This is a genomic window from Pseudomonas fluorescens (genome assembly GCF_902497855.1).
Lineage (GTDB): Bacteria > Pseudomonadota > Gammaproteobacteria > Pseudomonadales > Pseudomonadaceae > Aquipseudomonas > Aquipseudomonas fluorescens_BI.
The window spans coordinates 119,848-142,377 of record NZ_CABVHU010000010.1; the positions used below are offsets into that span (position 1 = coordinate 119,848).

The window sequence follows — 22,530 nt, forward strand, 5'->3', positions numbered from 1 at the left end:
ATACTGTCTTGTTCAGGTTGACAGTAATAGATGGGCAATCGGGTATCCTTATCCAATGCATTTCTTAATGCCATGTGCATACCTTGTGGGAGCGAGCCTGCTCGCGAAAGCAGATTCACATTCAACAATGATGGTGACTGTCAGACCGCTTTCGCGAGCAGGCTCGCTCCCACAGGGTCATGTACCTTGCCAATTTCTTTTTTTGACCTCAGTGATTTTTGACCCATGAAAACCGTGGCAATGGTGCTGTTCCCCGACTTCCTCCTGCTCGACATGGCCGGGCCCATGGAGGTGTTTTCCATCGCCAACCGTTATCTGCCGCCGACGGAGCGCTATGAGCTGTCGACCATCGGCACCGAGCACGGCGCGCTGCGGGCCTCCAACGGCGTCAGCGTCCAGGCCGACCGGCACATCGATCAGGCCAGCGGGGCCTATGACTTGTTACTGGTACCCGGTGGCCCCGGTGCCTATAACGAAAAACATCCGCCATTGCTTGGCTGGCTGCACGGCGCTGTCAGCCGCGCAGGCCGTTATGGTTCGATCTGCACCGGCGCCTTCGTGCTGGGCCATGCCGGGCTGCTCGACGGCTACCGCGTCACCACCCACTGGCACTACACCGAACGGCTGATCAAGGGTTTTCCCAAGGCAAGGGTAGAGACCGACCAGATCTACGTGCTGGACCGCAACCTCATCACGTCCGGCGGTGTCACTGCCGGCATCGACCTGGCCCTGGCGGTGGTCGCCGAAGACCATGGCAAGAAAGTCGCCCAGGACGTGGCCAAGGTGTTGCTGGTGGTGATGAAACGCCAGGGCGGACAGGCGCAATTCAGTCCGTTGACGGCCGCCGTCGCGCCCCAGGAAACGCCAGTGACCCGCGTGCAGAACTATATGCTCGAGCATCTTGATGAGGCCTTCAGCATTGAGCGCATGGCCGGCTTGGTAGCTATGAGCCCACGCCATTTTGCCAGGGTTTTTGCCCGGGAAGTGAACATGACGCCCATGGAGTTTTTGCAGAGTGCGCGAATCGATTGCGCGAGGAACCTGCTGGAAACCAGCGACCTGCCACTCAAGACCGTAGCCTTCAAAAGTGGCTTCGGCAGCGTGCGGCACATGCGTTTCCTGTTCAGTGAAAAGCTCGGCCTGACCCCGACCCAGTACCGCGAACAGTTCAGCTAGAGCGCTCTTGTCCGTTATGCGCCCCCTGATGGCCGCGACGCTCCCACCGAGGTGGTTGTACCGTCACCGAGGCCTGCCAAGATAGCGCTGAACCCTTTGCGATGGAGATGCGGGAGCCTGGATGGCGCGTGCGATGGAGCGTTGCTGCACTGTGCGCCGGCCAGGTTTCAGCACGAGAACGTGCATGAACAGCCTCACGGATTTGAACAGCGAAGCGCTGCTGCGATTCGGCCCCTATGTGTTCCACCTGCGCCAGCGACTGGTCCTGCAGGGTGATCGGCCGCTGCGCATGGGCGGACGGGCCCTGGATATTTTGCAGGTGCTGGTGGAGCGTGCCGGCACAGTGGTCAGCAAGGACGAGCTGATCGCGCGGGTCTGGCCGACGTCGGTGGTCGAGGACATCAACCTGCGGGTGCACATTGCCGCGTTGCGCCGGGCGTTGGCCGACGGCCAGGACGGACAGTGCTATATCGTCAATATTCCGCAGCGCGGCTATAGCTTCATCGCGCCAGTGCAGCACGAACCGGACGGTGCGCCGGTCTCGCTCCAGACGCTGCAGAAAACCCGGCACAACCTGCCTGCGCGGCTCTCGCCGGTGACGGGTCGCGACTCGATCGTCGGCAGCCTGGTGCGGCAGCTGCCAGTTCGCCGGCTGATGACCCTGGTCGGTCCCGCCGGCATTGGCAAGACCACCGTGGCATTGCGCGTGGCCGAGTTGTTGTTGCAGCACTACCAGGATGGCGTCTGGCTGATCGACCTGGCGACGATCGATGACCCGGCGCTACTGGTCGATCATCTGACCCGTGCGCTCGAACTGGACATTGGCACCCGCCTTGATGTGTTGGCGCAACGGCATACGTTGCTGCTGCTCGATAACTGCGAACACCTGCTCGAACCCTGCCGGACTTTGGTCGAGGACCTGCTGATGGCAGCGCCCCGGTTGTCGATCCTGGTGACCAGTCGCGAACCGCTGAAGGCGCAGGGGGAAACGGTGCAGCATTTGCCGCCACTGGCGGTGCCGCCGGTTTTGGCGTTGCACAGCGTGACCGAGGTCATGGGCTACTCGGCGGTGCAGTTGTTCGTCAGCCGTGCCCGTGCCCGTCAGCAAGGCTTTACCCTACGCGAACAGGACCTCCAGGCCGTGGGGGAAATCTGTCGGCGGCTCGATGGTTTGCCCCTGGCCATCGAACTGGCGGCAGCGCAAATCGACGCATTGGCGATGGTCGGTCTGCAAGCCCAGCTAGACAATTGTTGTCAGCTGCTGACCCAGGGTCGGCGCACTGCGGTGCCACGGCATCAAACCCTGAAAGCGGCGCTGGACTGGAGCTATGAACAACTGAGTCCGCTGGAGCAAACCGTATTGCAGCGCCTGGCAGTGTTCAAGAGGGCCTTTACTCTGGAAGCGGCAATCGGCGTGATCGGTTGCGCGCAACTGCTGCCTGGCCGCCTGGTCGAAGTGATCGAACGCCTGGCGCTCAAATCCTTGCTCTCGCTGGAGCAGGGCAGCGGCGTGACTCGTTACCGTTTCCTCAACACCACTCGCAGCTACGCCCTGGAAAAACTCCAGCACGAGGGTAACGCTGTTCAGTTAAGCGCGATGCGCTTAACTGTAGGAGCGAGCTTGCTCGCGATGGACTCAAGAGCACCGCGTTTAGCCAGTAAACACGCGTTATCGTTAACGACCATCGCGAGCAAGCTCGCTCCTACAGGGAAGCGCATTGCGCTTAACTGAACGGCATTACAACAGGAGGGGGACATGCGTGCCTTCGAAATGCCCTACGCCGCTACATCAGCCGGGTGCGCTGGACTTCAAGCGGCCAGCTGGCGCTGCAGGCGGTCGAGTAAGCGACGGGCTGTCGTCAGGTCCGGTGTGGTAAAGCCTTCGGTGAAGCGTTGGTAGATCGGGGCCAGCAGCTCATGGGCTTCACCGTAACGGCCCTGAAGCAGCCACAACTGTGCCAGCGCCGTGGCGCTGCGCAGTTCCCAGGCCAGGGCGCCCTGGGTTTTTGCCACGTTGAGCGCCCTGATCAATACCGCCTCGGCCGCTGCGGTTTTCAACGGGCAGTCTTCGCTTGGCAGTACTTGCGCCCTGGCCCGCAGAATCTCCGCCGTGCTCCAGCCTGCGGCGCCGGTATCGGCCCGATGCAGCAAAGCGTCATCGACGAAACCGCTGTCCAGCGTGACCATGATGTCCTTGATCAACCCGCTGCCCGGTTGTGGCAGCGGCCGCGCTTCGGCTTGGTCGATCACCTGCGCATAGTGGCGAGCCCAGGTGTAGAACAGCAGCACCGAATGTTTCTGGGCTTGTTCCAGCAGCAGGCGCAACAGCTCGCGGGCGGTTCGGGTGTCGCCGTTGTAGTGGGCGATCGGGCAGCCGGCCAGCGCCAGGGTGTAGCAGATGGACGTGCCGTGGTCGATCTGGATCGCGATATCCAGCGCCTGGCGGGCGGTGCGCCAAGCCTGTTCCGGTTGACCCTGCAGCCAGAGAATGCGCGCCAGGATGGTCAGGGCGGCAACGCTCTGGTCGTACTGCACGCCAAAACCATGGGTGAAGCGATTGAGGTGCCCGCTCTGGGCCATGCGCTGCAGGACCTGTTCGGCATTCACCCGTGCCGCTGGCTGATCGCCGGCGAAGTGCAGGGCCAGCACCCGCAAGCGCTGCGCGCTGAGGGACAACAGCGCATCGCCCTGCAACCCCAGTCGGTCGAATTGTCGGCTCTGCTCCAGCGCCGTTTGATAGTTGGCGCAACCGAGGTTGACCGCCATGTGCCCGGACACCGCTCGCAGTTGACCGTCCAGGTTGTTGCACGATTTGGCCAGCGCCCGTGCGTCGACGAAGGCTTCGACCGTTTCCGCCGTACCGCCCTGGGTGTGGTAGCACGAACTGCCAAGGGCCAGCTTGAGGGTCATTTTCAATTGCGCGCAGGGCTCGGGCGCTGCGTCGAGCAAAGCCAGAGCCTTGCGCACATAGGCCCCGTGTTCCTTGAGCAGCGACAGTTCCTGCCACAGCGGCGTAGACGTCGCGGCCAGATGGATCGCCAAGGTCTGCGGTCCTTGGGCAGTCAGGCCCCAGTCGAGGGCCGAGCGAATGTCTTCCAGGCTGCGGGCATAGCGCTCGATCCATAGCCTGGTCGTGATCAGCTCCCAGTCGTGCCGGGCCTGACGCATCAGCGTCAGACAGTGTTCGGCATGGCGTTCCCGGGTGCCCTGCACATCGGCGGCCTGGTCGAGTTTCTCCAGGGCATAGCTGCGTGTGGTGTCGAGCAGACGGTAAAACACTTCTTCGTCGCCCACTTCCACGTTGAGCAGCGATTTGGCCACCAGTTGCGTGATCGAGCCAAACACCTCGCGGGGTTCGATGTGTTCGCCGACAATTACCGCCGCCGCCGACGCCAGGGTGAAGCCACCCCGGAACATCCCCAGTCGGCGCAGGCAGGTCTGCTCGCACGGGCTGAGCAGTTCGAAGCTCCAGTCCAGCGTGGCGCGAAGGGTTTGATGGCGCCCCGGCGTCGAATGACCACGTTGGGTGAGCAGGCGAAAACTGCCTTGCAGTTGCTCCAGCAGACCGCCCAGGCCCTGGCTGCCGACCTGCGCCGCCGCCAGTTCGATGGCCAGCGGAATGCCGTCCAGACGACGGCAGATTTCAATCGCCAGGGGCAACTCGTCATCGGTCAGTTCGAAGCTGTCATGGCTGGCCATCGCCCGCTCGACGAACAATTGCAACGCAGAAAAGCCCAGGGCCTGGGCGCGGTCGGCAATGGGGGGAGGGCAGTCCAGCGAGTCCAGGCGCTGGACGTATTCGCCTTCGGCCCGCAGGCTCTCGCGGCTGGTGGCCAGGATATGCACCTGGGGTGCGCCGCGAAGGATGCTTTCGCTCAGTAGCGCGACGGCGTCGATCAGGTGTTCACAGTTATCGATCACCAGCAGCATCTGCCGCTCGCGCAGGCACGCCGCGAGGCCGCTCGTGGGTTCGGCATCGTGCAGGGACAGGTCAAGCAATGTCGCCAGGTGGTGGATGATCACCGACGGGTCGTTGATCGGTGCCAGGTCCAGCAGGCGAATGCCGTCCCGGTAGCGCCCGATCAGTTGTTCGGCGACGCGCAACGCCACGGTGGTCTTGCCGATGCCGCCGGGGCCGACCAGGGTAATGAAGCGCTGGCGCGCCAGTTGCACCACCAGACTGTCGACCAATGACTGGCGCCCGATCGGGCGGGTGCGGCGCACGGGCAGGTTGTGGCCGCTCGGTGGGGGGGCGTCGTTGCCGGGAGGGGGCGCGACCTGCTCCAGTGAATAGGGCGCTACAAAACTGTAGCCACGCTGGGCGACAGTGACGATGTAGCGCTGGCCGGCCTGACCATCGCCGAGGGCTTTGCGCAACGCCGCCATGTGCACACGCAGGTTGATGTCTTCCACGATGCTTTTTGGCCAGACCCGGGCGATCAGCGCTTGTTTGCTGACCACATTCCCGGCGTGTTCCAGCAGGATCAACAGAATGTCCAGGGCGCGTCGGCCCAGGCGCAATGGCTGGTCGGCCTCCATCACCAGGCGCTGGCCAGGGTAGATCCGGTAGGGGCCAAAATGGATGGCCTGTTCAGGGGAAAGGGTCAACGGGGCACTCCGCGGAAATTCACAACGATTAACTCTTACTGCTTCAGGTCTGCGCCCAAAACTCTCCTATCGGGGCTGATGCGTCAAGAGTGTGCCAAAGATCCCGTGGCGCGTCTGGCGTAGCTCATGAGCCACTGTATCGCGACGCGAACCACCTGCGTACCGACAAATTGTGGGCAACGCCAAACCCTGTAGGAGCCGGCTTGCCGGCGAAGGCGTCTTCATGACCACCGCAGGACTTGAGGCTGCCTTCGCTGCGGTGCGGCGATCCGACAAGCCAGCTCCTACAGGATCACCTGCGTACCGACAAATTGTGAGCAGCGCCAAACCCTGTAGGAGCCCGGCTTGCCGGCGAAGGCGTCTTCAAGGGCGCTGCAGGACTCGAAGCCGCCTTCGCTGGCAAGCCAGCTCCTACAGGTTGGTGCGGGGGAGGGCACGCAAGGTCTGACAGCGCCAGGCAAACGGATTGATGCCCTCGCTACGGGTGAAGTTATGGCAGAAATGCGCCTGGTCGCAGAAGCCACATTCCAGGCTTATCTGCGTGAGCGTCAAGTCAGTGGTGCGTATCAGTTGTTTGGCCCGCGCAATGCGCTGGTGCCGAATCCAGTCCTGGGGCGAGAGGCCGGTACTGCACTTGAACGCGCGGGAGAAATGACTGCGCGAGAGCGCGCAGGCCTGGGCCAGTTCGGTCACTTCCAGCGGCTCACCGAGGCGGTCGAGGATCAGTTGCTTGACCAGGCTTTCGCGCCACGGGGTGAGGCCGCCGGTGTTTTTCTTGGTTTCAGTGACGGGCGCGCGAGCGGCGCTTTGCTGAAATTGAGCCATGGCAGGTGTCCGTGTCGGTGAGAGTCATTCTTGTTCCGGGGCGCTCTGGCAGGCGAGTTAAACGTTGTTAATTCTTCGTTCGTGGCAGGCAGTCTTGAGCAAAGTCAGACACACTCTTCGCCCCCGTGCCTGGCTGAACACACAACGGAACCATACCTATGAGCCATACTTATGAACCGTAACGATCTGCGCCGCGTCGACATGAACCTGCTGGTGATTTTCGAGGCCCTGATGTTCGAAAAGAACCTGACCCGTGTAGCGGAAAAGCTGTTCATGGGCCAACCGGCGGTGAGTGCGGCGCTGGGACGATTGCGCAATTTGTTCGACGATCCGTTGTTGCTGCGCAACGGTCGCGGGATGGAACCGACGGCGCGCGCGCTGGCGATTCTCAAAGAGTTGCAGCCGGCGATGGATGTCATTTCCGGGGCGGTCAGCCGGGCGAAAGAATTTGATCCGGCGACGAGCCGCGATGTGTTTCGCATCGGACTGTCTGACGATGCCGAGTTTGGGTTGTTTGCGCCGTTGCTGCGCCAGCTGCAGGAAGAGGCGCCGGGGATCGTGGTGGTGGTGCGTCGCGCCAATTATCTGCTGATGCCGGCGTTGCTGGCCTCGGGAGAAATATCCGTAGGGGTGAGTTACACCACGGAGTTGCCGGCGAATGCCAAGTGCAAGAAGTTGCGGGATATCCCCTGCAAGGTGCTGCGCGGGGACAAGCGGCCGGGGACGCTGACGCTTGACCAGTACTGTGAACGGCCCCATGCGATGGTGTCGTTCTCCGGTGATCTGAGTGGCAACATTGATCTGGACCTGGCCAAGATCGGACGGTGTCGACGGGTGGTGCTTGGGGTCCCGCAATTCAGTGGGTTGCGGGCGTTGCTGGCCGGGACGGAGATGATTGCGACGGTTCCCGATTATGCCGCGTGCGCGTTGGTCGAGGGTTGTGCCTTGCGCGCGGAAGATCCGCCGTTTTCGATCGAGGCGGCGCAGCTTTCCATGGCATGGAGCGGGGTGCATGACAATGATCCGGCGGAGAAGTGGTTACGATCGCGCATCGGTCAGTTCATGTCTGAGCCGCTGAACATTCCGACCTGAAAAAGAGCACGTACATCCAATTTTCCCCGCCTCCACCCCGGCACTATCAAACCCGGTCCCGGCGCATCGACGCCGGTAGTTTCTGATTTGTTTCACCAGCATCCTTATCTCCGGGCCGGCTGGCGTTCAATGTTCGTCTCTGCGGAGCCTCGCGTCATGCCTGAAGTCAATCGTTTCGAAGAAGTCGTGACCCTGGTCATCAAACACCGGATCAAGGCCGGGTTCGAGGTGCCTTACGAAGCCTGGTTGCGCAACATCGTCAGCATTGCCGGCCAGCAGGAAGGGCACCTGGGGGTGGATGTGATGCGCGGCAAGAACGCCGGTCTCGACCTGTACACCTGCGTGCTGCGTTTCTGCTCCACCGAGGCGATGCAACGCTGGCTCGATTCGTCGCAACGCCAGACGCTGGTCGAGCAAGCCACGCCGATGCTGGCGGACGGTGACCAGACCGAGGTCAACCCGGTCAATGAATTCTGGTTCGCCCCCCAGGCCGATGCGGGTTCGCCGCCGCCACGCTGGAAGCAGGCAGTGGTGACGCTGCTGGTGATACTGCCGCACACCCTGCTGGTGCCGCTGATCTGGGGACCGCTGTTGCAGCTCAACGCGTTCCTCTCGCACTACGTGGTCGCGACGTTCCTGATCACCCTGACCATTGTGGTGTCGGTGGTGTACCTGTTCATGCCGATGGCGACGCGTCTGTTTGCGCCTTGGCTTTCCTCTTCCACTCAGCCTAAGGAAACGCGATGAGCGCCGATCTGATTTTATTCAATGGCCAGTTTCATACCGTTGACCGGGAAAATCCGCGTGCCAGCGCCGTGGCCATCAGCGACGGCCGCTTCGTCGTGGTCGGCACCGACGCCGAAGCCATGGCCCTGCGCGGTTCGGGCACCCAGGTCATCGACCTCAAGAGTCGCTGCATTATCCCTGGCCTCAACGACTCCCACCTGCACCTGATCCGCGGCGGCTTGAACTACAACCTCGAATTGCGCTGGGAAGGCGTGCCGTCGGTGGTCGATGCGCTGCGCATGCTCAAGGATCAGGCCGACCGTACGCCGACGCCGCAGTGGGTGCGGGTGGTGGGTGGCTGGAACGAATTCCAGTTCGCCGAAAAACGCATGCCGACCCTGGAAGAGCTCAACCAGGCGGCGCCCGACACGCCGGTGTTTGTGCTGCATTTGTACGACCGCGCCTTGCTCAATCGCGCAGCGTTGCGCGTGGCCGGTTACACCCGCAATACGCCGAACCCGCCGGGCGGCGAGATTGTGCGCGATGCCAACGGCGAGCCGACGGGCATGCTGGTGGCGCGGCCCAACGCGATGATTCTGTACTCGACCCTGGCCAAGGGGCCGAAGCTGCCGCTGGAATATCAGGTCAACTCGACCCGCCAGTTCATGCGCGAACTCAACCGTCTGGGCCTGACCAGCGCCATCGATGCCGGCGGTGGTTTCCAGAACTATCCGGACGATTACCAGGTGATCGAACAGCTGGCCAAGGACCAGCTACTGACCATTCGCATCGCCTACAACCTGTTCACCCAGAAGCCCAAGGAAGAGCTGACCGACTTCAAGAACTGGACCAGCAGCGTCACCTTGCACCAGGGTGACGATTACCTGCGCCACAACGGCGCCGGGGAAATGCTGGTGTTCTCGGCGGCGGATTTCGAAGATTTCCTCGAGCCGCGCCCGGACCTGCCACAGACCATGGAAGACGAACTGGAACCGGTGGTTCGCCATCTGGTCGAGCAGCGCTGGCCATTCCGCCTGCACGCCACCTACGACGAATCCATCAGCCGCATGCTCGACGTGTTCGAGAAGGTCAATCGCGATATTCCGTTCAATGGTTTGCCCTGGTTTTTCGACCACGCCGAAACCATCACCCCGCAGAACATCGAGCGGGTGAGGGCGCTGGGCGGCGGGATTGCGATCCAGGATCGCATGGCGTTCCAAGGCGAATATTTCGTCGAGCGTTACGGCGCCAAGGCCGCCGAAGCCACGCCGCCGATCAAGCGCATGCTGGCCGAAGGGGTGCCGGTCGGCGCTGGCACCGACGCCACGCGGGTGTCCAGCTACAACCCCTGGACCTCGTTGTACTGGATGGTCAGCGGTCGCACCGTCGGCGGCCTGGAACTGCACAGCGAAGGACTTTCCCGCCAGACCGCGCTGGAGTTGTTCACCCATGGCAGCGCCTGGTTTTCTTCCGAACAGGGAAAAAAAGGCATGATCAAGGTCGGCCAACTGGCTGACCTGGCGGCCCTGAGCGCGGACTTTTTCAGTGTCGACGAAGAAGCGATCAAGTGGATCGAATCGGTGTTGACCGTGGTCGGCGGCAAGGTGGTGTACGCCGCCGGTGATTTCGAAAAACTGGGGCCCGTCAGCGTGCCGGTGCTGCCGGACTGGTCGCCGGTGGTCAAGGTGCCGGGCCACTGGCGCCCGACTTCGCCGATGCAGGCGCAGGTTCACCATTGCAGCGGGCCGTGCGCGGTGCACTCCCACAGCCATGAACGGGCGCGGTTGTCCAACGCGCCGGTCAGCGATTTCGCCGGTTTCTGGGGCGCCTTTGGCTGCTCGTGTTTTGCCTTCTGACCCATCCCAAAAACGCCGGCCCGCTGGACCGGCGTTCCAAGCGACAACCATCCACCGAGGAGTTTTCCATGAGCAACGTTCCCTACAAACGCCTGAACAAAGACGACGCCGTTGTGCTGTTGGTCGACCACCAGACCGGCCTGATTTCGTTGGTCCAGGATTTTTCGCCGAATGAATTCAAGAACAACGTGCTGGCCCTGGGCGACGTGGCCAAATTCTTCAAGCTGCCGACCATCCTGACCACCAGCTTCGAAAACGGCCCGAACGGCCCGATCGTGCCTGAGTTGAAAGAGCAGTTCCCGGACGCGCCGTACATTCCGCGTCCAGGCCAGATCAATGCCTGGGACAATGAAGATTTCGTCAACGCCGTGAAAGCCACTGGCCGCAAGCAACTGATCATCGCCGGTGTGGTGACCGATGTGTGCGTGACCTTCCCGACCCTGTCGGCATTGGCTGAAGGTTTTGAAGTGTTCGTGGTGACCGACGCATCCGGCACCTTCAACGAAACCGTGCAACAGGCAGCCTGGGCGCGCATGGCGGCAGCCGGTGCACAGCTGGTGAACTGGTTCTCGGTGGCGTGTGAGCTGCAGGGCGACTGGCGCAACGACATGGAAGGCCTGGCGAACTTGCTGTCGCCGCGCATTCCCAACTACCGCAACTTGATGAACAGCTATTCGGTGCTGACCTCCAAATAAGAAGTCAACGCACACCCTGTAGGAGCTGGCTTGCCAGCGAAAGCGGTGGGTCAGTCGACACATGTATTAACTGACACACCGCCTTCGCTGGCAAGCCAGCTCCTACAGGGTGAATGTGTGCACCCGCCATTCAACGCTTGTGCAACCACCCCAGAAAACCGCCTTTCTTGATCGGCACCGGCTTGGCCAACAATGCCAACCGGCTGTTCTGCTGCCGCACCGCCTGCAACTTGTTCAACGCCCGACCCACCTCGGCGCGCTGTTCCATGCAGCTGCGGGCCAGGGATTTATCGATCCGGTAAATGATGCACGAGGTCAACGTAGTGAACGTCGCCTGTGACGGCGTATCGGCAAGAATGCTCTGTTCGCCCATCACCTCGCTCGGCCCCATGCGGCCAGCTTCAACGTGCCCGCTGCCATCAGGCACGGTCGCGCTGACCACGCCCGTGGCGATGACCATCAGACTGTCCGGCACTTCACCCAGTTCCAGCACCACCTGACCGGCCGCGTATTGCTGTGCAACCATGCACTGAGCCATTTGATCGCGTTCCTCTTCGCTCAGGGAACGGAAGACTTTCACTTCATCGAGCAATGCCCGGGCGCGGGTCGAGGGCTCGATCACGCCATCGAGCTGCCGGGAAATACCCGCCGCTTCCAGGTGCCGATGGGCCAGGTCAAACAGTTGATTGCGCACTTCGCTTTTTTTGCCCAGCTCGGTGATAAAGCCGCTGGCCACGTATTCGGACATGCTGTCGCCGGCTTCCTTGAGCACCGCTTTCGGGGCCGGGTTGAGCAGCAGACTGCTGCTGCCCTGCAGCGTGCGATCAAGCGCATCGAGCACCCGACGTGGACGAATGTGGTTGGGCACCCGAATGCTGATCGACACGCCATGCATGTTGCTGGGACGACTCAGGTTGACGATCTTCGCCTTGGCCGCCACCGAGTTCGGCACCACTGCCGTGCTGCCGGCACTGGTCAGCAGGTGGGTGGCGCGCCAGTCGATGTCCAGCACCTTGCCTTCCACGCCGTCGATCATGATCCAGTCATCCACCTGATAGGGCTTGGTGGTGTTGAGCACGATGCCGGAAAACACATCGCTCAACGTGCTCTGCAGCGCCAGACCGACCACGATCGCCACCACCCCGGACGTCGCCAGCAAGCCTTTCACCGGCAACTCCAGCACATAGCCGGCCGCTGCCACAATGGCGATCAGAAATACCAGCGCACCAATGACATCCTGCAGCAGCCGGCCGCTGTGACCGATACGACGCATCAGCACCAGGCCGATGACTTCGGTGAGCACCCGCGCGGCGTACAGCCACCAGAGAATCCCCAGCGCCGTGGCACCCAGTTGGGCCGCGCGATCATCGGCAAACACCGGCGCCTGCAACGGGCTGACGCCGGCGTTGATGATGAGCGCGCTGAAAGCCAGGAACACCGCCAGGCGCACACCCACGCGCATGACGCGATGTTTGTACGGGGCGAGGTGCCAGAGCAGGGCATCGATCACCAGCAGCAGGGTGCTCCAAGACAGCAGGTGAGCAAGCAAGAAGGACATGGGAGACTCCGGCGGCAAGAGGGGTGCGGATCAGGCGATACGAGCGTTGTGACACAGATTAATAGGGTGCTGGAAAGGGAAAAAGCGGCTATAAAGTGTATGACTGTCAACCAGGATGTGACAATGAACCCTTTCGAAGACATGCGTATTTTTTGCCAGGTCATGGACTCGGGCAGCTTCACTGCTGCCGCCGATCAATTGGGTCTGTCCAAGCAATTCGTCAGCCGGCGGCTGATGCAGCTCGAAGCACGTCTGGGCGTGCGTTTGCTCAACCGGTCTACCCGGCGCCTGGACGTTACTCCCCTGGGGCAGAGTTACTACGAGTCGGCCTTGCGCCTGCTCGGTGAAGTGGAGCAGGTCGAGCAAGGTATCGCCGGCCAGACCACCGAGCCGCGGGGCACCATTCGCGTGAGTGCGCCATTGTCGTTCGCACTGGCGCACCTGGGCTGTCTGCTGCCGCTGTTCTTGCAGCGTTACCGCGACGTCACGGTGGAAGTCGACTTGAGCGACAGGCCAGTGGACCTGCTCAGCGAGGGCTACGACCTGGCCCTGCGCATCGGCATTCTGGAAGACTCGACGCTGATCGCCCGACGTATCGCCTCCATCCAGCGGGTGTACTGCGCCAGCCCGGCGTACCTGGCCGAACGCGGCACGCCGCTCAAGCCCGAAGATTTGCACAGCCATGACTGCCTGCCGTATGGCCATGGTCGTCAGGTGCAGTGGCGATTTGTTGGGCAGGGCAAGCCGCTGGCGGTCAACGTCACCGGGCGGATGCGGGTCAACAACGGTGAGTTGCTCAAGGATGCAGCGATCGCCGGGATGGGGATTACCTACTTGCCGACGTTCATTGTCGGCGCGGCGTTGAAGGATGGCAGGCTGGTGCCGGTGCTGGACGATTTTCGGCCTGAGCCGCTGACGTTATCGGCGGTGTATCCGCAGCATCGGCAGGGGTCGAGGCCGGTGCGGGCGTTGATCGAGTTCTTGCGTGAGCAGCTGGATCGAGCTGACGAGCCGTTGTAGAACGCCACCGATCCCATGTAGGAGCCGGCTTGCTGGCGAAGACGGCGGCACATTCGGCAGAGGTGTTGACTGGCAGACCGCTTTCGCTGCGGTGCGGCGATCCGAAAAGCCAGGTCTTACAGGGGAGATGTGTGGTGTGGGCGTCGGTTTCGGCGTCCGCCGGATGTGCCTGGGTCCATCAATGAATACTCGAAGCCAATTCAAAAATCGGGATGTACATCAAAATCACGATGACCCCGATCAGCAGGCCGATAAAGGTCATGAGCAGGGGTTCGAACAGCCGCACGAACCATTCGATCCAGCGGCTGATTTCTTCGTCGTAGAAGTCGGCGCTGCGCTCCATCATCTGCCCGAGGTTGCCGGACTGTTCGCCGGCGCGCAGCAGGCGCAGGGATACCGGTGTCACCAGGTGGTTGAGCTCCAGCGCGGCCGACAGTGATTGTCCTTCGCGCACCCGTTCGCAGGCCTGGTCCAGGCGCGCGCGCGAGGCGACGGTCAGCAGGCCGCGGACCATGCCCATGGCGGTGACGAGGGGGATGCCGCCTTGCAGCAGGATACCCAGGGAGCGGTAGAAACGCGCCAGTTCGTACATGAAGATGCGTTGATGGACCGCCGGGAGTTTTTCGATGACCCGGTCCAGGCCTCGGCGAAAGGCCGGTTGGCGCTGGAGGAAGGCGAGGGCGACGATGATCGCGACCAAGGCGCCGAAGAATTCACCCTGGTGGGCGTGCAGGAACATCCCGCCGCTCATCAGGATCTGCGACAGCCACGGCAGGTTCGAGCCCAGGCCTTCGAACACCAGGCTGAAACGCGGCACCACGTAGCCCATCAGAAACAGCACCACGCCGCTGCCCACCACCAGCAACAGCAGGGGGTAGATCGACGCGCTGACGATCTTCTGTCGAACCTCGTCCATGCGCTGGCGATAGCTGACATAGCGGCCGAGGGCATCGCCCACGGCGCCGGTTTTTTCACTCGATTGCACCAGCGCGACATAGAGCGGCGGGAACACCGCCGACAATTGCCCGAGGGCCTGGGAGAACGACTTGCCTTCATACAGCAGGCGCACCAGTTCGCTCAAGGTCTTGCGGGCCTGGGGCGCATGCTCTTTTTCTGCCAGGCTTTCCAGCGCATCGATCAACGGCAGGCCGGCATTGAGCAAGGTGGTCAGTTCCTGGCTGAACAGCACCAGGTTGAACGTCTCGCGCTTGTGCAGGCGCAATGCCCGCCAATGCCGTTCGACGTGCAGGCTCACCACCCGCAAGCCCTGGTCTTCGACGATGCGCCGGGCTTCGCTGTGGCCGGGGGCCTCGACTGTCATCGAGACCACGCCAGCCTTGCCCACGGCCTTGAGGTGAAAGCGCATGTTCGTCCCTCGTCATTGCCAGCTGGTGATTTCGGCGTTTTCGCCTTCGCCGCCGGGTTGGCCGTCCTTGCCCATGGACAGCAGGTCGTACTCGCCGTTCTCGCCGGGGTGGCGGTAGGTGTAGTTGCGGCCCCATGGATCCTGCGGCAGTTTTTTCTGCAAATAAGGACCGGTCCAGCGGGTCTCGTCGCTCGGCGCGGTGACCAGTGCCTGCAAGCCCTGTTCGGTCGACGGGTAATGGCCGACCTCCAGCCGGTACAGGTCCAGGGCCTTGCCCAGGCCTTCGATTTGCGCCTTGGCCACCTTGACTTCGGAACGCCCCAACTGGGCGAAATACTTCGGTGCGACGATGCCGGCCAATAGCCCGAGCACGACCAGCACCACCAACAGTTCGAGCAGGGTGAACCCGCTTTGCGTACGCGGGGTGCAACAAAGACGTTGATTCATGATGACCTCACACAGTGGGCGGAAGGGTCGCCATGTTGGCGTATGCAATTGCCATGCTCACGCCCGGGCAACCTGCCGTAACCCCCGGAATCACGGGCCTTCGCCCAGTCGGCACAGTGCTTGCGTATGGCAGGTGTACGACCGGCCATTGGGGCATTAGCCCCATTTTTCGGGGGCGGTCAGGGGAGGCTGAACAATGAAAACACTTACCATGGGACTGCTCGGGCTGCTGATGCTGACCGACGTCGTACAGGCCGATGTGTTCGTGTCCGTGGACGCCAATGGCAGCTACGTGTTGTCCAACGTCCACCGTCCCGGTCGCACCTATGAACGGGTGATACATGAGCCTGAATCCGCTCAGGTCAGCAGCGACCGGCAACCGCAGATGATTGCCCGGCAACCCTATGCCGAGCTGGTCTCGGCGGCTGCCACGGCCAACCATCTGCCGGCGGCGCTGTTGCATGCCGTGATCCAGACCGAGTCCAGCTACAACGCCAGCGCAATCTCACCCAAGGGGGCCGGCGGGCTGATGCAATTGATGCCCGACACCGCCCGGGAAATGGGGGTGACCGACGTGTACGACCCCAAGGCCAACATCCAGGGTGGCGCCCGTTATCTCAAGCGCCTGATGACCCTCTTCGACAACGATATCAGCCTCGCCGTGGCGGCCTACAACGCCGGGCCGCAAGCGGTGCTCAGCCGTGGCGGGGTGATCCCGCCGTTCGCCGAAACCCAGCGTTATGTGCCGAGCGTGTTGCGCCAGTACCGACGCTTGCAGGGCCTGGCCGTGGATGCACCGTTGTGATCGGCAGCTGTGGGGCACGTTTCCCCAACAGTGGGGCAAGAAGACCCGACCCGTAAAAGGGGGAATGGGTGGGGAATATCCCCCGGATTATCAAGTGACAACACTAACTGATTGATAAACAACAATAATTTTTATGGCATGCGGATTGCTCCACGGGATTTGTCGAGAATTATTCCTGTGAGCACCCACAGCGAGGCCCGTGATCATGACCGGCATACCCCAGGCTCAGTCCCTTTTCAAATTGCTGCTGTTGGTGGCGTCGATGCTCGGCATCGGGGTAGCCGAAGCGGCGCTGCGCTGCGAACGCAATCTGGTGGCCAACGTCGTGGCACTGGATCAGCCACTGATGTTCAACCGCCTCGGCGCGCAGAACGTCAACGGCATGATGTTCGCCCTGCGCCGCGACGTGGTCGACGACCATGACCGGTCCCTGGCCCAGGGCGGGGCGGCGGTGCCGGGCAAGGTCTCGCTGCGGCCCGACAAGCGTCCGCGGCCGCTGGTGCTGCGCGTCGCGGCGGGTGATTGCCTGACCATCAACCTGCAGAACCTGCTGGCGTACCAGGCCAACCCTGGTTCGCATGAGGACGGCGAGGAAGAAGAGGGTGAGGAAGAGGAAGTTGAAATCGGTAACGAAGACAACTTCAAGGTCGACGAGCAGGTCAAGGACCGTCACGTCGGCTTCCAGGTCAACGGCATGCAGGCCGTCAACAGCATTGACGACATCGCGTCCTATACCGGGCGCAACGCCAATACCTTGATTGCTCCAGGTGCCAGCCGTTCCTACACCTTGTACGCCGAGCGCGAAGGGGCGTTCGCCGCCAGCAGCCGCGGCGCGACCTTTGGTGGTGAAGGGGATGCGGGCAACGTTGCCAACGGCCTGTTTGGCCAGGTAGTGGTGGTGCCCAAGGGCGGCCGCACTTATCGCAACACCGTGACCGAAGAAGAAATGCGCCTGGCCAGCGCCGGCCGCACCCCGGCCGGTCACCCGATCGTCGACTACCAGGCGCGTTACCCGCAGCGCGAGCCGTGGATCCGTGAAGGCAAGGCCGGCACGCCGATCATCAATATGGTCGACGGCAACGAAATCATTTCCAGCGAGAGCGACGCGATCGTGATGGGCAGCAATGCCGACGGCAGTTTCCCGCCTTCGACCTACCCGCTGGAAGCCATCGGCAAACGCAACCCGGCGATCCCCAATCGCCTGGAGCCGTTCCGCGATTTTGCTTCGCAGTTCCAGGATGAAACCGCCGCGACCCAGGCGTTCCCCGCGTATTGGGCAGACCCGGTGATGGCCCACGTGCTGGAGCCGACCCGCGACTCGTTCATGATCAACTACGGCTCCGGCGGCATGGGGGCCGAGGTGGTGGCCAACCGATTGGGCGTCGGGCCGATGCACGACTGCCTGTCCTGCGCCTACGAAGAGTTCTTCCTCAGCTCCCACACCGTCGGCGACGTGGCGATGCTGGTGGACGTACCGGCCAACGCCGGCCTGGAAGGCATTCTTCCGGGTCAGGTGCCGAACGCCGATCAGATCGGGGTCAAGGCGACCATGGCGCTGTACCCGTCCGAGCCGTCCAACGTCAACCACAGCTACATCGGCGACTTCGTCAAATTCCGCAACACCCACAACGGCCACGAGCAGCATATTTTCCACCTGCACGGGCACCAGTGGCTGTTCAACCCCAACGACGACAACTCCGATTATATGGATGCACAGGGCATCGGCCCGGGCGCTGGCTACACCTATGAAATCGCCAACGGTGGTTCGGGCAACCGCAACCGCGTCGCCGGCGATGCCATCTATCACTGCCACTTCTACCCGCATTTCGCCCAGGGCATGTGGAGCATGTGGCGGGTGCATGACGTCTTCGAAGAAGGCACCCGCCTGGAAGTCTCGCAACAGGGGCAAGACGGTTATCACAGTGAACCTTACGCCCTGCGCAGCGGTAAACCGGCGGCTGGCGCACGGGCCTTGCCCGATGGCGAGATCGTTGCCGGTACACCGATCCCCGCTGTAGTGCCGTTGCCAGGCAAAGCCATGGCACCGATGCCGGGCAAGGTCGCGGTGGTGCCGAAAATCGGCGAAACCCTGGTGGCCGGTGGTGATGATGACGAGGAGGCTGACGACGGCGAACACCACGGCGGCAGCGGCGGCGCCCAGGCCATCGGTTCCCTGGCCCTGGTCGATCGCAGTGAAGCCAACCGCAATGCCGACGGCAGCCTGAAAAACCCGGGCTATCCGTTCTGGATCGGCGGCATGGAAACCTCGGTCGGCCAACGCCCACCGACCCCACCCCTGGACATGCTGGATGCGGCCAAGGCTCAGTCCTTGAAAACCAGCGGTAATGCCTTGTGGGCCAACCTCGACCCGGCTCAGTCCGGTGGCTGGGACGGTGGCCTGGGGCGCCATTCCCTGGATGGTTTCTCCTCCGGTGGCCAGGCGCACACCATTACCACTTCCCTGGATTTCTCCAAGGAAGTGACCCGTGCCAAACCGATTTACATGCCGGAAGAGGGCACCGAAGTCGAACAGGCGGCCATGGCGTTCCACGCCAAGAAAGACCACCCAAGCTTTGCCGTGCTGCCGGGCAAGCAGGTGGTGGCGCGCAACTTCCGCACCAACGGTGCCTTGCCGATTGCAGGCGCACCGTATTACGAACCGTGCATGGATGACCGGCAAAAACGCCTGACCAGCAGCGCCGGCACCGGCGAGTTCAATAGCGGTGAACGGGTTGACGGCATGTCCTACACCGGTGCCTCGACCTTCACCGCCGACCGTCCACGGGTCTATAAAGCGGCGAACATCCAGTTCGACGCGGTGTACAACAAGGTCGGCTACCACTTCCCGCAAGCGCGCATCCTGGCGCTATGGGAAGACGCCTGGCCGGTGATCACCAAGCAGCGTCCACCAGAGCCGCTGGTGATGCGCATGAACACCTTCGACTGCGTGCAGTACCAGCAAACCAACCTGGTGCCGGCCACCTATGAGATGGACGACTATCAGGTGCGCACGCCGACCGACGTGATCGGCCAGCACATTCACCTGCCGAAATGGGACCTGACCGCCGCCGATGGTTCGGCCAACGGCTGGAACTACGAAGACGGCGTACTTTCCCCAGGTGCCGTGCAAGAACGCATCCACGCCATTCGCGCGTTCAACCAGTGCACAGGCACCGACCCGCGCGACGGCACACCGGCTTGCCCGAAAGCCAAGGCGCACCCGTTCTTCAGCCAGTACGGCCGGGCCGACTGGGTCGGCGCGCGGACGGCGATGCAGCGCTGGTTCGTCGATCCGGTGGTGAACGCCAAAGGTGTCGACCGTGGCCTGGGGACCATTTTTACCCACGACCACTTAGGCCCATCGACTCACCAACAGATTGGTCTGTACGCCACTGTATTGGCCGAACCTGCCGGCTCCACCTGGTTCCACGCCGAAACCGGCGAGCCGTTGTACAGCGGCGCGCGGCAGGACGGCGGGCCGACCTCATGGCAAGCGGTGGTGACCACCGGTGACCTGGACGGCGACGGCAAGAACGACAGCTTCCGTGAGTTCTTCCTTGAGTACAGCGACTTCCAGCACGCCTATGAAGCCGGGGTGTATGTCGGTGCCGGCCCCAATGGCGTGCCCAACCCGCAAGCCTTCCCGGCCACCGCCGACAGTTTCCGCTACGCCATCAACCCGCCGGTGCGCAATAACGCCAGCACCCTGTTGGAAGGGGTTGTCGAAGTGCAGGGCGGGCAGGTTCCGGGCTGCCCAAGCCGGCCATGCCCACAGGCGATCTCGGTCGATGACCCGGGCATGTTCGTGGTCAATTACCGCAACGAACCGCTGGCCCTGCGGGTGTACGACCCGAACAAGGTCGGCCCGGACGGCAAGCGCGGCATGCAGGCCGACGGCCTCGGCGGCGACCTGGCGTATGCCATGCAAAGCCGTACCGACCGTGCGATCCCGGCGATGAACCTGGCGCCGAACCTGGTCACCGCAGCCACCGGCCCCACCGGCGGCACCACACTGTTCCCGCCGCACATCAACCGCGGCGGCGCGGAGCCGGGTGACCCGTTCACCCCGATGCTGCGCACCTACACCGGTGACAACGTGCGGCTGCGGGTGCATGCCGGCGGTCACGAAGAAGAGCACAACGTGACCCTGCACGGCGTGAAATGGTTGCAAAGCGGTTCCGGGTTCGGCAACAGCTCCAACTCGGGCTGGCGCTCGTCGCAGATGATCGGGATCTCCGAACAGATGGGCTTCAATGCGCCGGTGTCGATGATGTCCAGCTCGGCCGCGACCACGGGTGACTACCTGTACTCGATGGACGCTTCCCTGGAAGGTTACTGGAGCGGGATCTGGGGCGTGATGCGCAACTACACGGCCCAGCGCAGCGATCTGTTCGCGGTGCCGAACAACCCGAAACCGATGGGTATGCGCAATACAGTGGCGTTCGATGGCATCTGTCCACGATACAGTGCCAACCCGAATGGCATCGGTACCCGGCCGACCGTGCAACGCAACTATGAAGTGGTCGCGGCGCTGGCCAACGACATTCTGCGCAACCCGCTGAACCTGGCCATCGGCGATCCGGCCGGGCTCGGGCAACACGTCGGCGGGCCGTTGAATCCGGCGGGCGGCACCCTGGTGTTCAACTCGCGGAGCGTCAGCATTCCGCAGGTCACCGTGACCGATCCCGAAGACGGCGAGACTTTCACCATCGGTGGGCAAAGCGGGCCGCTGCATGACCCGACGGCGATCCTGTATGTGCGCAAGGGCGATCTCGATCCGATCACCGGCAAGCTCAAACCCGGCGTGCCTGTCGAACCGCTGGTACTGCGCGCGACGGCCGGTGACTGCATCAACATCACCCTGGAAAACCGTCTGCCCCTGATCATGCCGGACCTGACCCAGACCGCGGTGATGCAAGGCATGGTCAAGCGCGATCGCAACAGCGGCCTGGGCGCGACCACCTTCAGCAACAACCTGATGCGGCCGTCCAGCCACGTTGGCCTGCACGCGCAACTGCTGGCCTATGACATCACCAAGTCCGACGGCACCAACGTCGGCGCCAACCCGATCCAGACCGTGCCACCACGGGTGGGCAACGTCGGCGCTTACCCGACGCGTGCCTATCAGTATTACGCCGGACACCTGGAGCGTGAAGGCAAGCCGATCACGCAACTGGGCCGCAATGTCGACAACATCAACGCCACGGCGGTGGAGTTCGGCGGGTTGAATTTCACCCCGGCGGACGTCATCAAACAGCCGCAGAAAGGCCTGGGCGGGGCGATGAGCATTCTGCCGATCGGCGCGACCTGGGTTGACGATGCGCGCAAAGTGACGGCCACGGTCACCGCACCGGGGCAAACCACCTACCGCGACTTTGCGATGGTCTGGCAGAAAGCCCTGAACATCCGTTGGGCCAATGGTCGGCCGGTGGAAGGCATTGCCGCCGAAGGCCTGGGTGTGCCTACCGACCCGCAGGACAACTCGAGCATGGCCATCAACTACAAGGCCGAGCCGCTGTGGTTCCGCTTCGGGCTGGCACCGGATGCGCCATTCGGGCATGCCGATGGCCATGGTTACGGTGACGTGCCCAATGCGCACATGGCCTACAGCAACGCGCTGGTGGGCGGCGATCCGCAAACGCCGGTGCTGTATGTGAAGCCGGGGCAACCGTTCCGCACCCACATCATGATGCCTACCGGTGGCAGCCGCGGTACCACCTTCCAGCTTGACGGTCACGTCTGGTCGGTCAACCCGTTCCAGTCGGAGAAAAGCGATACCGGCGGTTACCCGATGGCGACACCCGGGGTGGGTTCGGTGCGGTTCGGCTACAACCCGATGTCGATGTACATCGGCGCCCATGAAAGCATCCTGCCGGCGGCGCACTTCAGCTTCATGCACCCGAGCGCCGGGGGCAGCAATGCGATACCGGGCGACTACCTGTTCCGTGACTACGGCGCCTACGGCAACACGGCCGGGCTGTGGGGATTGCTGCGGGTAACCAACGAACCAGAACCGGCTCCGGCCCCGTAGGGGCACGGCTGACCCGCGATGGGATCACCTCGGTTTGGCGGGGTGGCGAATGACGCCACCCCTGTAGGAGCGAGGCTTGCCCGCGAAGGGTTCACCTCGGTTTAGGCGGGGCAGCGAATGACGCCTTCGCGGGCAAGCCTCGCTCCTACAGCGAAGGAGCCACCTCGGTTTGGCGGGGGTGGCGAATGACGCCACCCCTGTAGGAGCGAGGCTTGCCCGCGAAGGGTTCACCTCGGTTTAGCCGGGGCAGCGAATGACGCCTTCGCGGGCAAGCCTCGCTCCTACAGGGGGGCGGGGGGCGGTTAGGCAGGCACAGATCTGTAAG

General features: G+C 62.8%; 14 protein-coding genes. 9 read left to right on the forward strand and 5 right to left on the reverse strand.

Annotation, left to right across the window (positions count from 1 at the left end):
* The first annotated feature begins 225 nt into the window (after positions 1-225).
* Positions 226-1,176: a GlxA family transcriptional regulator gene (locus F8N96_RS20320; RefSeq protein WP_150799324.1), complete on the forward strand. Its 951-nt coding sequence runs from the start codon at positions 226-228 to the stop codon at positions 1,174-1,176.
* A 184-nt stretch (positions 1,177-1,360) separates the two neighbouring features.
* Positions 1,361-2,908: an ATP-binding protein gene (locus tag F8N96_RS20325; protein WP_150799325.1), complete on the forward strand. Its 1,548-nt coding sequence runs from the start codon at positions 1,361-1,363 to the stop codon at positions 2,906-2,908.
* A gap of 77 nt (positions 2,909-2,985) precedes the next feature.
* Here F8N96_RS20325 and F8N96_RS20330 read toward each other — a convergent pair whose 3' ends face one another.
* Together F8N96_RS20330 and F8N96_RS20335 are read right to left on the reverse strand one after the other, a co-directional pair.
* Positions 2,986-5,784, reverse strand: a complete 2,799-nt coding sequence (locus F8N96_RS20330; RefSeq protein WP_150799326.1) for an ATP-binding protein — start codon at positions 5,782-5,784, stop codon at positions 2,986-2,988.
* A 411-nt stretch (positions 5,785-6,195) separates the two neighbouring features.
* Positions 6,196-6,609 (reverse strand): helix-turn-helix domain-containing protein, encoded by a 414-nt coding sequence (locus tag F8N96_RS20335; protein WP_150799327.1) that lies wholly within the window; start codon positions 6,607-6,609, stop codon positions 6,196-6,198.
* A 171-nt stretch (positions 6,610-6,780) separates the two neighbouring features.
* Here F8N96_RS20335 and F8N96_RS20340 point away from each other — a divergent pair, with 171 nt between their 5' ends.
* The 4 genes from F8N96_RS20340 to ycaC all read left to right on the forward strand — a co-directional run bounded on the left by F8N96_RS20340 (position 6,781) and on the right by ycaC (position 10,978).
* Positions 6,781-7,701 (forward strand): LysR substrate-binding domain-containing protein, encoded by a 921-nt coding sequence (locus F8N96_RS20340; RefSeq protein ID WP_150799328.1) that lies wholly within the window; start codon positions 6,781-6,783, stop codon positions 7,699-7,701.
* Between the two features lie 156 nt (positions 7,702-7,857).
* On the forward strand, positions 7,858-8,448 hold the full coding sequence (locus F8N96_RS20345; protein WP_150799329.1) for an antibiotic biosynthesis monooxygenase: 591 nt from the start codon (positions 7,858-7,860) through the stop codon (positions 8,446-8,448).
* A complete protein-coding gene (locus F8N96_RS20350; protein ID WP_150799330.1) occupies positions 8,445-10,283 on the forward strand; it encodes an amidohydrolase in 1,839 nt (612 codons plus the stop codon). Before F8N96_RS20345 ends, F8N96_RS20350 begins: the two co-directional genes overlap by 4 nt.
* Before the next feature lie 68 nt (positions 10,284-10,351).
* On the forward strand, positions 10,352-10,978 hold the full coding sequence (gene ycaC, locus F8N96_RS20355; RefSeq protein WP_064678390.1) for an isochorismate family cysteine hydrolase YcaC: 627 nt from the start codon (positions 10,352-10,354) through the stop codon (positions 10,976-10,978).
* A gap of 130 nt (positions 10,979-11,108) precedes the next feature.
* Here the strand turns inward: ycaC and F8N96_RS20360 are convergent, their stop codons facing one another.
* Positions 11,109-12,536, reverse strand: coding sequence for a mechanosensitive ion channel family protein (locus F8N96_RS20360; protein WP_150799331.1), 1,428 nt, complete (start codon positions 12,534-12,536; stop codon positions 11,109-11,111).
* A 123-nt stretch (positions 12,537-12,659) separates the two neighbouring features.
* Here F8N96_RS20360 and F8N96_RS20365 point away from each other — a divergent pair, with 123 nt between their 5' ends.
* A complete protein-coding gene (locus tag F8N96_RS20365; RefSeq protein WP_150799332.1) occupies positions 12,660-13,556 on the forward strand; it encodes a LysR family transcriptional regulator in 897 nt (298 codons plus the stop codon).
* 178 nt (positions 13,557-13,734) lie between these two features.
* On the opposite strand, the gene F8N96_RS20370 is transcribed toward F8N96_RS20365, so the two are convergent.
* Positions 13,735-14,922, reverse strand: a complete 1,188-nt coding sequence (locus F8N96_RS20370) for a type II secretion system F family protein (protein WP_150799333.1) — start codon at positions 14,920-14,922, stop codon at positions 13,735-13,737.
* 12 nt (positions 14,923-14,934) lie between these two features.
* Complete coding sequence (gene gspG / locus F8N96_RS20375; protein ID WP_150799334.1) at positions 14,935-15,369, reverse strand: type II secretion system major pseudopilin GspG; 435 nt, start codon at positions 15,367-15,369, stop codon at positions 14,935-14,937.
* 196 nt (positions 15,370-15,565) lie between these two features.
* Here gspG and F8N96_RS20380 point away from each other — a divergent pair, with 196 nt between their 5' ends.
* On the forward strand, positions 15,566-16,174 hold the full coding sequence (locus tag F8N96_RS20380) for a lytic transglycosylase domain-containing protein (RefSeq protein ID WP_150762717.1): 609 nt from the start codon (positions 15,566-15,568) through the stop codon (positions 16,172-16,174).
* 205 nt (positions 16,175-16,379) lie between these two features.
* A complete protein-coding gene (gene mnxG, locus F8N96_RS20385; RefSeq protein ID WP_150799335.1) occupies positions 16,380-22,205 on the forward strand; it encodes a manganese-oxidizing multicopper oxidase MnxG in 5,826 nt (1,941 codons plus the stop codon).
* Positions 22,206-22,530: the final 325 nt, after the last annotated feature.

What these genes read in the sequence shown, in the direction of transcription:
- F8N96_RS20320 (WP_150799324.1), top strand. Translation starts at nt 226, where the DNA reads ATGAAAACCGTGGCAATGGTGCTGTTCCCCGACTTCCTCCTGCTCGAC.
- F8N96_RS20325 (WP_150799325.1), top strand. Translation starts at nt 1,361, where the DNA reads ATGAACAGCCTCACGGATTTGAACAGCGAAGCGCTGCTGCGATTCGGC.
- F8N96_RS20335 (WP_150799327.1), bottom strand. Translation starts at nt 6,609, where the DNA reads ATGGCTCAATTTCAGCAAAGCGCCGCTCGCGCGCCCGTCACTGAAACC.
- F8N96_RS20340 (WP_150799328.1), top strand. Translation starts at nt 6,781, where the DNA reads ATGAACCGTAACGATCTGCGCCGCGTCGACATGAACCTGCTGGTGATT.
- F8N96_RS20345 (WP_150799329.1), top strand. Translation starts at nt 7,858, where the DNA reads ATGCCTGAAGTCAATCGTTTCGAAGAAGTCGTGACCCTGGTCATCAAA.
- F8N96_RS20350 (WP_150799330.1), top strand. Translation starts at nt 8,445, where the DNA reads ATGAGCGCCGATCTGATTTTATTCAATGGCCAGTTTCATACCGTTGAC.
- ycaC (WP_064678390.1), top strand. Translation starts at nt 10,352, where the DNA reads ATGAGCAACGTTCCCTACAAACGCCTGAACAAAGACGACGCCGTTGTG.
- F8N96_RS20360 (WP_150799331.1), bottom strand. Translation starts at nt 12,536, where the DNA reads ATGTCCTTCTTGCTTGCTCACCTGCTGTCTTGGAGCACCCTGCTGCTG.
- F8N96_RS20365 (WP_150799332.1), top strand. Translation starts at nt 12,660, where the DNA reads ATGAACCCTTTCGAAGACATGCGTATTTTTTGCCAGGTCATGGACTCG.
- F8N96_RS20370 (WP_150799333.1), bottom strand. Translation starts at nt 14,922, where the DNA reads ATGCGCTTTCACCTCAAGGCCGTGGGCAAGGCTGGCGTGGTCTCGATG.
- gspG (WP_150799334.1), bottom strand. Translation starts at nt 15,369, where the DNA reads ATGAATCAACGTCTTTGTTGCACCCCGCGTACGCAAAGCGGGTTCACC.
- F8N96_RS20380 (WP_150762717.1), top strand. Translation starts at nt 15,566, where the DNA reads ATGAAAACACTTACCATGGGACTGCTCGGGCTGCTGATGCTGACCGAC.
- mnxG (WP_150799335.1), top strand. Translation starts at nt 16,380, where the DNA reads ATGACCGGCATACCCCAGGCTCAGTCCCTTTTCAAATTGCTGCTGTTG.